Source organism: Variovorax multivorans (assembly GCF_051216835.1).
Lineage (GTDB): Bacteria > Pseudomonadota > Gammaproteobacteria > Burkholderiales > Burkholderiaceae_C > Variovorax.
Window position 1 is genome coordinate 265,840 of sequence record NZ_JBPJZL010000005.1, and the last position, 12,540, is coordinate 278,379.

10 protein-coding genes are annotated in these 12,540 nt (G+C 63.7%); 8 read left to right on the forward strand and 2 right to left on the reverse strand.

What is annotated here, in order from left to right:
- Positions 1–50: 50 nt before the first annotated feature.
- The 5 genes from dnaK (at position 51) to ACSFCA_RS14640 (ending at position 8,794) form a co-directional block, all read left to right on the forward strand.
- A complete protein-coding gene (gene dnaK, locus ACSFCA_RS14620; protein ID WP_258353872.1) occupies positions 51–1,988 on the forward strand; it encodes a molecular chaperone DnaK in 1,938 nt (645 codons plus the stop codon).
- A 108-nt stretch (positions 1,989–2,096) separates the two neighbouring features.
- Positions 2,097–3,236 (forward strand): molecular chaperone DnaJ, encoded by a 1,140-nt coding sequence (gene dnaJ, locus ACSFCA_RS14625; protein ID WP_258353871.1) that lies wholly within the window; start codon positions 2,097–2,099, stop codon positions 3,234–3,236.
- Positions 3,237–3,998: 762 nt separating this feature from the next.
- The gene (locus tag ACSFCA_RS14630) at positions 3,999–5,921 is read left to right on the forward strand and encodes a PrkA family serine protein kinase (protein WP_093051862.1); all 1,923 of its coding nucleotides are present in this window, start codon (positions 3,999–4,001) and stop codon (positions 5,919–5,921) included.
- Between the two features lie 51 nt (positions 5,922–5,972).
- Positions 5,973–7,265, forward strand: coding sequence for a YeaH/YhbH family protein (locus ACSFCA_RS14635; protein ID WP_093051409.1), 1,293 nt, complete (start codon positions 5,973–5,975; stop codon positions 7,263–7,265).
- A complete protein-coding gene (locus tag ACSFCA_RS14640; protein ID WP_435459971.1) occupies positions 7,262–8,794 on the forward strand; it encodes a SpoVR family protein in 1,533 nt (510 codons plus the stop codon). The genes ACSFCA_RS14635 and ACSFCA_RS14640 overlap by 4 nt, the downstream gene beginning before the upstream one ends.
- A 7-nt stretch (positions 8,795–8,801) precedes the next feature.
- On the opposite strand, the gene aroQ is transcribed toward ACSFCA_RS14640, so the two are convergent.
- Both aroQ and ACSFCA_RS14650 read right to left on the reverse strand, forming a co-directional pair.
- Entirely contained in the window at positions 8,802–9,242 is a 441-nt protein-coding gene (aroQ, locus tag ACSFCA_RS14645) for a type II 3-dehydroquinate dehydratase (RefSeq protein ID WP_435459972.1), read from the reverse strand.
- A gap of 32 nt (positions 9,243–9,274) precedes the next feature.
- On the reverse strand, positions 9,275–10,243 hold the full coding sequence (locus ACSFCA_RS14650; RefSeq protein WP_435459973.1) for a LysR family transcriptional regulator: 969 nt from the start codon (positions 10,241–10,243) through the stop codon (positions 9,275–9,277).
- Positions 10,244–10,352: 109 nt separating this feature from the next.
- On the opposite strand from ACSFCA_RS14650, the gene ACSFCA_RS14655 reads away from it, so the two are divergent.
- The 3 genes from ACSFCA_RS14655 to ACSFCA_RS14665 are packed head-to-tail and all read left to right on the forward strand — an operon-like array spanning position 10,353 to position 12,525.
- Positions 10,353–11,030 (forward strand): Rieske 2Fe-2S domain-containing protein, encoded by a 678-nt coding sequence (locus ACSFCA_RS14655; protein WP_435459974.1) that lies wholly within the window; start codon positions 10,353–10,355, stop codon positions 11,028–11,030.
- Positions 11,031–11,038: 8 nt separating this feature from the next.
- Entirely contained in the window at positions 11,039–11,881 is an 843-nt protein-coding gene (locus tag ACSFCA_RS14660; RefSeq protein ID WP_435459975.1) for an aromatic ring-hydroxylating dioxygenase subunit alpha, read from the forward strand.
- Entirely contained in the window at positions 11,878–12,525 is a 648-nt protein-coding gene (locus ACSFCA_RS14665; RefSeq protein WP_435459976.1) for a glutathione S-transferase family protein, read from the forward strand. The genes ACSFCA_RS14660 and ACSFCA_RS14665 overlap by 4 nt, the downstream gene beginning before the upstream one ends.
- Positions 12,526–12,540: the final 15 nt, after the last annotated feature.

Consider the following 12,540-nt stretch of genomic DNA (forward strand, 5'->3'; position numbering starts at 1 on the left):
ATCCACAAGTTCATAACAACATATTTTTCAGGCTTTCAGGAGTAAAGAACATGGCAAAGATCATCGGCATCGACCTCGGCACCACCAACTCGTGCGTGTCGATCATGGAAGGCAACACCACGCGTGTGATCGAGAACTCGGAAGGTGCGCGCACCACGCCGTCGATCGTCGCGTACCAGGAAGACGGTGAAGTGCTGGTCGGTGCCTCGGCCAAGCGCCAGGCCGTCACCAACCCCAAGAACACGCTGTACGCGATCAAGCGCCTGATCGGCCGCAAGTTCGAGGAAAAGGAAGTCCAGAAGGACATCGACCTGATGCCCTACACCATCGCCAAGGCCGACAACGGCGACGCATGGGTGGAAGTGCGGGGCAAGAAGATGGCGCCGCAACAGGTCAGCGCCGACATCCTGCGCAAGATGAAGAAGACCGCCGAAGACTACCTCGGCGAAACCGTGACCGAAGCCGTGATCACGGTGCCGGCCTACTTCAACGACGCCCAGCGCCAGGCCACCAAGGACGCCGGCCGCATCGCGGGCCTCGACGTCAAGCGCATCATCAACGAGCCCACCGCTGCTGCCCTGGCCTTCGGCCTCGACAAGCAGGACAAGGCCGACCGCAAGATCGCCGTGTATGACCTCGGCGGCGGTACCTTCGACGTGTCGATCATCGAAATTGCCGACGTCGACGGCGAGAAGCAGTTCGAAGTGCTGTCGACCAACGGCGACACCTTCCTGGGCGGCGAAGACTTCGACCAGCGCATCATCGACTACATCATTGCCGAGTTCAAAAAGGACCAGGGCGTCGACCTGAGCAAGGACGTGCTTGCGCTCCAGCGCCTGAAGGAAGCCGCTGAAAAGGCCAAGATCGAACTGTCGAACAGCGCACAGACCGACATCAACCTGCCCTACATCACGGCCGATGCATCGGGTCCGAAGCACCTGAACATCAAGCTCACCCGTGCCAAGCTCGAAAGCCTGGTCGACGAGCTGGTCGAGCGCACCATCGCGCCTTGCCGCCTGGCCATCAAGGACGCCGGCATCAGCGTGTCGGACATCAACGACGTGATCCTGGTCGGCGGCATGACCCGCATGCCCAAGGTGCAGGAAAAGGTGAAGGCCTTCTTCGGCAAGGAACCGCGCAAGGACGTGAACCCCGACGAAGCCGTGGCTGTGGGCGCTGCCATCCAGGGCCAGGTGCTCTCGGGTGACCGCAAGGACGTGCTGCTGCTCGACGTGACGCCGCTGTCGCTCGGCATCGAGACCATGGGTGGCGTGATGACCAAGATGATCACGAAGAACACCACGATCCCGACGAAGTTCGCGCAGACCTTCTCGACCGCCGAAGACAACCAGCCGGCCGTGACGATCAAGGTGTTCCAGGGCGAGCGTGAAATCGCTTCGGGCAACAAGGCGCTCGGCGAATTCAATCTCGAAGGCATTCCGCCGGCATCGCGCGGCACGCCGCAGATCGAGGTGAGCTTCGACATCGACGCCAACGGCATCCTGCACGTCGGCGCGAAGGACAAGGGCACCGGCAAGGAAAACAAGATCACCATCAAGGCGAACTCGGGCCTCTCCGAGGACGAGATCCAGAAGATGGTGAAGGACGCCGAACTCAACGCCGAAGACGACAAGAAGAAGCTCGAAATCGTGCAGGCGCGCAACCAGGGCGAGGCAATGGTGCACAGCGTGAAGAAGTCGCTGGGCGAACATGGTGCAAGCCTCGAAGCCGCCGAGAAGGACGCGATCGAAGCAGCGATCAAGGACCTGGAAGAAGCCCTCAAGGGTGAAGACAAGACCGTGATCGAGGAAAAGACCAACACGCTGATGACCGCAAGCCAGAAGCTGGGCGAGAAGATGTACGCCGAATCGCAGGCTGCAGCCGGCGCCTCGGCCGCCTCAGGCCCGGGTGGCGCGGAAGCTGCTGCAAGCGCACAGGCCGACGACAACGTGGTCGACGCCGAAGTGAAAGAAGTCAAGAAGGGCTGATCTTCAGCCCCTTGAGCAAGGCTGGAACACCTGAAAAGGTGCTCCAGCCTTTCTCGCTTCAAGTTACCCGAGTTCCCGCTGCTTCCCTGATCTGCTGATCGACCTGCCATGGCCACCAAACGCGACTACTACGAAACCCTCGGCGTCCCCAAGAACGCGAGCGAGGAAGAAATCAAGAAGGCTTATCGCAAGCTTGCGATGAAGCACCACCCCGACCGCAACCACGGCGACACCTCGAAGGAGGCCGAGGCCAAGTTCAAGGAGGTGAAGGAAGCCTACGAAATGCTGTCCGACGGACAGAAGCGCGCGGCCTACGACCAGTACGGCCATGCCGGCGTCGACCCCAACATGCGCGGCGGCCCGGGCGCGGAAGGCTTCGGCGGCTTCGCGGAAGCCTTCGGCGACATCTTCGGCGACGTGTTCGGTGGCGGCGGCCGCGGCCGCACCAGCAGCGGCCGCCAGGTGTTCCGCGGCAGCGACCTGAGCTACGCGATGGAGATCTCGCTCGAAGAGGCTGCAGAAGGCAAGACCACTGAGATCCGCATTCCCACCTGGGACGAGTGCGACACCTGCCATGGCTCAGGCGCGAAACCTGGCACCAAGCCCATCACCTGCACCACCTGCCACGGCGCGGGCGCGGTGCAGATGCGCCAGGGCTTCTTCAGCGTGCAGCAGACCTGCCCCACCTGCCACGGCAGCGGCAAGATCGTTCCCGAGCCCTGCACCGTGTGCCATGGCCAAGGCAAGATCAAGCGCAACAAGACGCTCGAAGTGAAGATCCGCGCGGGCATCGACGACGGCCAGCGCATGCGCGTGACCGGCAGCGGCGAGCCAGGCGTCAACGGCGGCCCGCCGGGCGACCTGTACATCGAGATCCGGCTCAGGAAGCACGACATCTTCGAGCGCGACGGCGACAACCTGCACTGCGTGGTGCCCGTGAGCATGACCACGGCGGCGCTGGGCGGCGAGATCAACGTGCCCACGCTCAAGGGCGCGGCGGCCATCGACATTCCCGAAGGCACGCAAAGCGGCAAGCAGTTCCGCCTGCGCGGCAAGGGCATCAAGGGCGTCAACTCGAGCTACCCAGGCGACCTGTACTGCCACGTGCGCGTCGAGACGCCGGTGAAGCTCACCGAGTTCCAGCGCAAGCTGCTCAAGGAACTCGACGAGTCGCTCAAGAAAGGCGGCGAGAAGCACAGTCCGACCGACAAGGGCTGGTTCGACAAGGCGAAGGAATTCTTCAGCTGAGTTGGCTCGTGAGCACCAAAGGCGTGCAGGGGCTGGCTAGCGGCCTTGATCCCCACGCCGTCCGGCGCCAGCGTTACGCGCCGGACCTGTTCTCCATCCGAGAGATGTAACGCCGGGGGCTTCACTTTCAGTGGATGCCACCACCTCCAACCAGGGCCGCTTAGCGGCCCTTTGTCATGCTGGAGTCGCCGGACTGGTGCATCCAGCCCTCCCAGGCCCGTAGCAGGCACATTGGCAGTGCGTCTTGCACCTCTGCGGTACATGCCGACCCGCGCCCAAGCTTCCTTCCCACGCCAACACGCGCAAGCGGCCCATCAAAAAGTGGCGCGAGGATTGCTTTTATATTTTTTTTGGCTGTGCAATAAACCAAACGACAGACCGCGCGTTATTGCAGGAGACGCCCGTTTTTTTGAGCCCCGAGGCTCAATAGGCGATGCTTTCCCGGAGAAAAGGCAAAAACGGACGATAGCCATTTGGCATAGGTGTTTTCACCCGGGGAGAATTAGGAAAGCGAGCCTTTGAATTTAACTGAAATCCGGAAATTTGTTCCTTGTTTTTCGTTGAACTTTACTCGTCCGTGTGGTTCTGAATTAACAAATGATTTGCCGGGTTCAATCTTTGCTTTATGCTGATTGTTAGCAGATTGTTGTAAGGGAGTTTTCCGCGGCATGCAGCCATGGGCAGGCACACCTTTAAATGTTGCGCAAGGCCTTTGCTGCACGCCATCGGGCTAAAGCCCACTGACTTGATGGAGGCGTGACCATGGATGTGATCAGCAACTTTGCCGCCCGCTACGAGCGCACCCGCGAGGAAGTCATCTCGCTGCAGGACTATCTGGACATCTGCAAGCGTGACCCCACGGCCTACGCCACCGCCTCCGAGCGCATGCTCAAGGCCATCGGCGACCCGGAGCTGGTCGATACGCGCAACGACCCCCGTCTTTCGCGCATCTTCGCCAACAAGGTCATCAAGATCTATCCGGCGTTCAAGGAGTTCTATGGCATGGAAGACGCCATAGAACAGGTGGTGTCCTATTTCCGCCACGCAGCCCAGGGGCTGGAAGAAAAGAAGCAAATCCTTTACCTGCTGGGCCCTGTCGGCGGCGGCAAGAGCTCGATCGCCGAGCGCCTGAAGCAGCTGATGGAGCACGTGCCCTTCTACGCCATCCAGGGCTCGCCGGTGAACGAATCCCCGCTTGGCCTCTTCGACACGCTCGAAGACGGGGAGATCCTTGAAAAAGAATACGGCATCCCGCGCCGGTACCTGAATCGAATTCTCTCGCCCTGGGCCGTCAAGCGGCTCGAGGAGTACGGCGGCGACATACGCCAGTTCAAGATCGTCAAGCGCTTCCCGTCGGTGCTGCGGCAGATCGCCGTCGCCAAGACCGAGCCCGGCGACGAGAACAACCAGGACATTTCCTCGCTGGTCGGCAAGGTCGACATCCGCAAGCTCGAAACCTACGCCCAGGACGACCCCGACGCATACGCCTACTCCGGCGGCCTGTGCCTGGCCAACCAGGGCCTGCTGGAGTTCGTGGAAATGTTCAAGGCGCCCATCAAGGTGCTGCACCCTCTGCTCACGGCAACGCAGGAAAGCAACTTCAAGGGCACCGAAGGCTTCGGCGCCATTCCGTTCGACGGCATCGTGCTCGCGCACAGCAACGAGAGCGAGTGGAAGGCCTTCCGCAACAACAAGAACAACGAGGCTTTCCTCGACCGGATCTACATCGTCAAGGTGCCCTACTGCCTGCGCGCCTCGGAAGAAATCAAGATCTACGAGAAGCTGGTGCGCAACTCGTCGCTGGCCCAGGCGCCCTGCGCGCCCGGAACGCTGCGCATGATGGCCCAGCTCTCGGTGCTCACCCGCCTGAAGGAGCCCGAAAATTCCAGCACCTTCAGCAAGATGCAGGTGTACGACGGCGAGAACCTCAAGGACACCGACCCCAAGGCCAAGTCGATTCAGGAGTACCGCGACTACGCGGGCGTCGACGAAGGCATGAGCGGTGTGTCGACGCGCTTCGCCTTCAAGATCATCTCGAAGGTCTTCAACTTCGACAGCTCGGAAGTGGCCGCAAACCCGGTGCACCTGATGTACGTGCTTGAACAGCAGATCGAACGCGAGCAGTTCGCGCCCGAGATCGAGCAGAAGTACATCAGCTACATCAAGGAGCTGCTGGCGCCTCGCTATGCCGAGTTCATTGGCAAGGAGATCCAGACCGCCTATCTCGAGAGCTACAGCGAGTACGGCCAGAACATCTTCGACCGCTACGTCACCTACGCCGACTACTGGATCCAGGACCAGGAGTTCCGCGACGTCGACACCGGCGAAGTGTTCGATCGCGCCTCGCTCAATGGCGAACTTGAGAAGATCGAGCGGCCCGCGGGCATCGGCAACCCGAAGGACTTCCGCAACGAGATCGTCAACTTCGTGCTGCGCGCACGGGCTGGCAACGCAGGGCGCAACCCGGCGTGGACCAGCTACGAAAAGCTGCGCGCGGTGATCGAGAAGAAGATGTTCTCCAACACCGAAGAGCTCCTGCCGGTGATCAGCTTCAACACCAAGAGCAGCGCCGACGAACAGAAGAAGCACGAAGACTTCGTGACCCGCATGGTCGAGAAGGGCTACACGGCCAAGCAGGTTCGCCTGCTCTGCGAGTGGTATCTGCGGGTGCGCAAGAGTTCATAAAAAAGACGACCCTTCGTTCGTTCTCTCTTTGCAAGGAGCTTTGACAACATCGTGGCCATCCTGCAGCAGATCATCGACCGCCGGCTATCGGGCAAGAACAAGTCCATTGGCAACCGCGAGCGCTTCCTTCGGCGCTACAAGGGGCAGATCCAGGAAGCGGTGAGGCGCGCCGTCAGCGGCCGCAACATCCGCGAACTGGAGCAAGGCGAAGACGTGACCCTGCCGCGCCACGACGTGTCCGAACCGGTGTTCGGCCATGCGCGTGGTGGCGACCGCGAGTACGTGCATCCGGGCAACCAGGAGTACCTGAAAGGCGACCGCATCAAGCGCCCCGAAGGCGGGGGCAGCGGCGGCTCCGGCAGCGGCGAGGCCAGCGACAGCGGCGAAGGCGAGGACGACTTCGTCTTCCGCCTCACGCGCGAAGAGTTCATGCGCGTGTTCTTCGACGACCTCGCGCTGCCGCACCTCATTCGCACGCAGATCGCCGATGTGCCTGAGTGGAAGAGCCACCGAGCCGGCTTCACCAGCGACGGCTCGCCCAACAACCTGCACGTGGTGCGCTCGATGCGCGGTGCGCTCGCCCGCCGTATCGCGCTGGGCGGCGAACCGCGCAAGGAACTCAAGCGCCTCGAAGCGCACCTCGAACACCTGAAGCTGCATCCGCAGGTCACTTCAGCGCTCATCCAGAAGGAGATTCGCGAAACCGAGGAGCGCATTGCCGAACTGCGCCGCACGATGCGGCACGTGCCCTACATCGACCCCATCGACCTGCGCTACCGCAACCGCGTGAAGACGCCGGTGCCCAGCGCCAAGGCCGTGATGTTCTGCCTGATGGACGTGTCGGGCTCGATGGACGAGGCGCGCAAGGACATGGCCAAGCGCTTCTTCATGCTGCTGTACATGTTCCTCACGCGGCACTACGAGACCATCGACCTCGTGTTCCTGCGCCACCACACGCAGGCGCAGGAGGTGACTGAAGAAGAGTTCTTCCACGCCACCGAAACCGGCGGCACCGTGGTGTCGAGCGCGCTGGTGCTGATGGACGAGATCATCAAGGCGCGCTACCCCAGCGGCGAATGGAACGTGTACGGCGCGCAGGCCAGCGACGGCGACAACTGGCACCAGGACAGCGGCCGCTGCCGCGAGCTGCTGGTCGAGAACATCCTGCCGGTGGTGCGCTACTACGCCTACGTGCAGGTGGCCGAGACCGAGCAGAACCTGTGGCAGGAGTACCAGCAGCTCGAGGGCGTCGCGCCCAACTTCGCCATGCGCAAGGTGTCCGACGCGCAAGACATCTATCCGGTTTTCCGCGACCTGTTCAAGAAGGAAGGGGTCACGTCATGAGCGCCATCATCGTCCCCCCTCGACTCGAACGCCTGCCCAGCCCTTCCGACTGGACATTCGACCTTATCGAGACCTATCACACCGAGATCGCCAAGACTGCCAAGGGCTATGGCCTTGACGTGTACGCGAACCAGCTCGAGGTCATCACGGCCGAGCAGATGATGGATGCCTACGCGAGCGTGGGCATGCCCATGATCTATCGCCACTGGTCGTACGGCAAACAGTTCATCGCCACCGAAAAGAATTACCGCCGCGGGCACATGGGGCTGGCCTACGAGATCGTCATCAACTCCGATCCGTGCATCGCCTACCTGATGGAAGAAAACACCATGGCCATGCAAGCCCTGGTGATCGCGCATGCGGCCTATGGCCACAACAGCTTCTTCAAGGGCAACTACCTGTTCCGCATGTGGACCGATGCGTCGTCCATCATCGACTACCTCGTCTACGCACGGCACTACATCGCCGAGTGCGAGGAGCGCCACGGCCTCGATGCGGTCGAGGAACTGCTCGACTCCTGCCATGCGCTCATGAACTACGGCGTCGACCGCTATCGCCGCCCGCAGAAGCGCTCGCTGGCGCAAGAAAGCGCCCAGCGCGCCGAGCGCGAACGCCACATGCAGCAGCAGGTGAACGACCTGTGGCGCACGCTGCCGCGCAAGAGCGAGCAGGCGGCCGAGTCCGATTCGTCAAAACGCTTTCCGTCGGAGCCGCAGGAGAACCTGCTCTACTTCATCGAGAAGAACGCCGCACTGCTCGAGCCCTGGCAGCGCGAGGTGGTGCGCATCGTGCGCAAGATCGCGCAGTACTTCTACCCGCAGCGCCAGACCCAGGTAATGAACGAAGGCTGGGCCACCTTCTGGCACTACACGCTGCTCAACACCATGTACGACCGTGGCCAGCTGGCCGACGGCTTCATGATGGAATGGCTCAGCTCGCACACGGGCGTGATCTTCCAGCCGCCGGTGGGGCACCGCGCCTACAGCGGCATCAACCCGTATGCGCTGGGTTTTGCGATGTACACCGACCTGCGGCGCATCTGCGAGAAGCCGACCGAGGAAGACCGCCGCTGGTTCCCCGACTTCGCGGGCAGCGACTGGCTCAAGACGCTCGACTACGCGATGCGCAACTTCAAGGACGAGAGCTTCATCGGCCAGTTCCTGAGCCCGAAGACGATGCGCGACTTCCGCCTGTTCTCGATCCGTGACTTCCAGAGCGAGGCCGAGCTGGAGGTGTCCGCCATCCACGACGACAGCGGCTATCAGGCGCTGCGCGAATCGCTGTCACGCCAGTACGACATCAGCAGCCGCGAGCCCGACATCCAGGTGTGGAGCGTGGCCACGCGCGGCGACCGTTCGCTGACGCTGCGTCATACGCAGCGCAACAACCTGCCGCTGCACGACGGGGCGGAAGAAGTGCTGAAGCACGTCGCGCGGCTCTGGGGCTTCGACGTGCACCTCGAAAGCATCGACAGCGCCGGGCGCATCAGCCGCAGCTGGAAAGCCACAGCGCCGAAGCAGCTGTACTAGAGAAGGCTCAGGGCACCAGGGCCGCGATGGCCAACGTGTAGCCCTTCACCCCCAGCCCCACGATGATTCCCTTCGCCGCGGGCGAGATGTACGAGTGGTGGCGGAATTCTTCACGCGCATGCACGTTGGAGATGTGCAGTTCGATCAGCGGCACGCTCGCGCCCTTGATGGCGTCGTGCAGCGCAATCGACGTGTGGGTGTAGGCGCCCGGGTTCATCACCACGCCGAGCATGGTGCCCGCCGCCACTTCACGGCCGGCTTCCTGGATCCAGTCGATCAGCACGCCTTCGTGGTTCGACTGGCGGCATTCGATCTCTACGCCCAGCTTCGCGCCCGTGTCCCTGCACAGGCGCTCGACGTCGGCCAGCGTGTCGCGTCCGTACTGTTCGGGCTCGCGCGTGCCGAGCAGGTTGAGGTTGGGGCCGTTGAGGACGAGGATTTTCTTCATGATGAGTATCAGGAGGGTCTGGCGGACGCCAATTATGGTCTCGCGACCGTCCTGCGGCGCCGCGCCGTGGACGACCCGACGTAGTAGTTGTACGAATCGATGTCGACCACGCAGCGCGCCATCAGGTCGACGAAGGAGCGCAGCTTCTGCCCCATGTAGCGCTGCCGCTGGTAGGCGCAGTAGATGCGCCGCGGCTCGGGCTGCCACTGCGGAAGCACCGGCATAAGCACCCCCTGCTCCAGCTCGGGCCGCACGAAGAAGGCCGGCAGCAGCGCGATGCCCAGGCCATCGATGCAGAAGGTCTTCATGACCCAGTGGTCGTTGGTCTCGAAGGCCGGCTCGGGCTGAAAGGCAAAGCTCGACGCACCCGACACCAGCAGCACCTGCGAGCGCACCGAAGGCTCCTTCATCACGATGGACTGGTGTGTGGCCAGCTCTTCGGGCGACGACGGCGTACCACGGCGCGCCAGATACTGCGGGCTCGCATACAGCCCGTAGTTCAGCCGCCCGAGCAGCTTGGCCACGAGGTTCGGCGCATCGGGCGGCTCGGAGCACACGTAGCAGTCGACATCGCCGATCTGCGGCGCATGGAAACCGTTCGCCACGTCGAGCTGGCAGCGCACGTCCGGGTGCGTCTCCAGGAACAGCTTGACTACGTGGCAGACGAAGGAGGTGCTGAACTGCGTGTCCGACAGCAGCGAGAGGCCGCCCGAGACGCCAGTCGTCAGTGCGTGAATCTCGGTGCTGGCTTCCTCGAGCCGGCCTGTCACTTCGTCGAGCAGCCCTTCGCTACGCGCGAAGAAGGCGCGGCCGGCCTCGGTGAGCGCGATGCGGCGCGGACTGCGCATCAGCAGTTGCGCGCCGAGCAACTTCTCCAGCCGCGTGAGCTGCCGGCTCAGGGTGGCCTTGGAGACGCCCGAGAGACTCTCGGCCTTGGTGAGACTGCCGCTCCGGGCGATCAGTACGAAGGCCTCGACCAGGGCAAGATCGATCCGGCTCATGAGGCCCGGCGTTGCAGGAATGAAAAGTAGCGTCTCTGCATGTGGCTTTCATCGGTGCGGCGGAAGCGTTACGGTATCACCGGCGCCCAGCCTTGCGCCCCCACGACTCATGAACACACAGAACACCGCCAACTGGCACCCCGTCGCGCGCTCGGCCGACCTGCGCCCCGGCGCCAACATCGTCGCCGGCTTTGCCGAGGGCCAGGAGCTCGCGCTCTGGCGCGCCGCCGACGGCACCGCCCAGGCCTGGGAGAACCGCTGCCCGCACCGCAGCGTGCGCTTCACGCTGGGCCAGGTCGTCGACAACCGCCTGGCCTGCGCGTACCACGGCTGGCAGTACGCGGCGGGCAGCGGTCAGTGCACCAGCATTCCGGCGCATCCGGCCATGCAGGCGCCGCGCAACGTCTGCGCGAAGACCTTCGGCACGGTAGAGGCTGCAGGGATGCTGTGGGTTCACCTGTCGCCCGAAGTGCCGCCCGCTCCTATCGCGCTGAGCGATGCCATTCCCGCCGACTGGCATTTCTGCCGCACACTGACCGTGCGCGCGCCCGCCGGCACGGTGCGGGAAACGCTGGCACAGCGCGGCCTGACAGCCGATGCGGTCTCAGCCGCCTGGCGCGGCCTGCTCGACGACGTGAACACCGTCGCCCTCGTCCTCGACGCCCAGCCCCAGCTTGCCTTCGTCCACCTGTGGACCGATGCAGCGCCCGGCTCGGCCGCCATGAAGACCCTGCACACCGCCGCCCGCGAACTGCGCGCCGGCATCGAAGCCCTGCCCCAAGGCTGAAAGCACCCATGCCCTTCGTCACCGACGACCCCAACATGCTCGACGACTGGCTGGTCGTCGGACCCGCGACGACCACGCCCCGCACGACCCGCCTGCTCGGCGAAACCGTTCAGGTGTGGACCGACGCCGACGGCGCGCCCCAATGCCGCCTCGGCGACCGGCCGCTCACCGTGCAATCGCGCTACGGCTACCTCTGGGTCTGCCCCAGCGGCCGACCCGCGCGCGCCCTGTTCGACTTTCCCGAACACAGCGAGCCCGGCCGCCGCATCATCGACTGCGGCGGCATCGGTGTCGCGGTGTCGGGTCTGCGCGTGATCGAGAACTTCCTCGACATGGCGCACTTTCCCTTCGTGCATGCCGACTACCTCGGCAAGGTGCCGCACACCGAGGTGGCGCAGTACCAGGTGCAGGTCGAGCCCGCCACCGGCGAGATCTGGGCCACCGACTGCCGCTTCTGGCAGCCGCGCGCCTCCGCCGCCCACGATTCGGGCAGCGAGGTGCTCTACAAGTACCGCGTGATGCAGCCCTTCTCGGCCATGCTCTACAAATCGAGCTTCCGCGTGGGCGCGCTCGACGCGATCGGCCTCTTCCTTCAGCCCATCGACGACGAGCACGTGATCGCCCACACGCTGCTCGCCTGCTACGACGACGACTCCACCGATGCCGAGCTCATCGCCTTCCAGCACACCATCTTCGGCCAGGACAAGCCCATCCTGGAAAACCACGCCTTCAAGCGCATGCCGCTCGAAGGCCGCGCCGAGACGCCGACGCGCGGCGACACATCGTCCGTCACCTACCGGCGATGGCTGCGCGAGCGCGGCATGCGCTTCGGCGTGAGGGCCGCGGCATGACGACGCTGAAGCTCTACGACTATCCGCTCTCGGGCAACTGCTTCAAGGTGCGGCAGATGCTGGCCTGGCTGGGCGTCACGCACGAAACGGTGCCGGTCGATTTCTTTCCCGGCCGCGAGCACAAATCCGCCGCATTCCTGGCAAACATCAACCCGCTCGGCCAGCTCCCGGTGATCGACGACGAAGGCTTCCTGCTGCGCGATGCACAGGCCATCCTGGTCTACCTGGCAAGCCGCTACGACGCTCAAGGCCGCTGGTACCCCGACGACCCCAAGCTGCGCGGCCAGGTCGCGATGTGGCTCGCCACCGCCGACGAGATCACCCGCACCGCCTCGGCCGCGCGGCTGCACGACGCGCTCGGCTACCACCATCTCGACATCGAGGCCTGCCGCAGCGGCGCGCGCGCCGTGTTCCGCGTGCTCGACGACCATCTTGCCGAACAGGCCAGCGCGGGCCTGCGCTGGCTCGCGTCCGCGCCCGAGCCGACCATTGCCGACCTCGCCTGCTTCCCCTACGTCGCGCTCGCCAGCGAAGGCGGCATTTCGCTCGATGAATTTCCCGCACTGCGAAACTGGGTCTGGAACTTTCGCCACCTGCCCGGCTTTGTGGGAATGTCGGGAATCTTTCCTGCCGGCCCTGTTTGAACGTCGTCTGGGTAT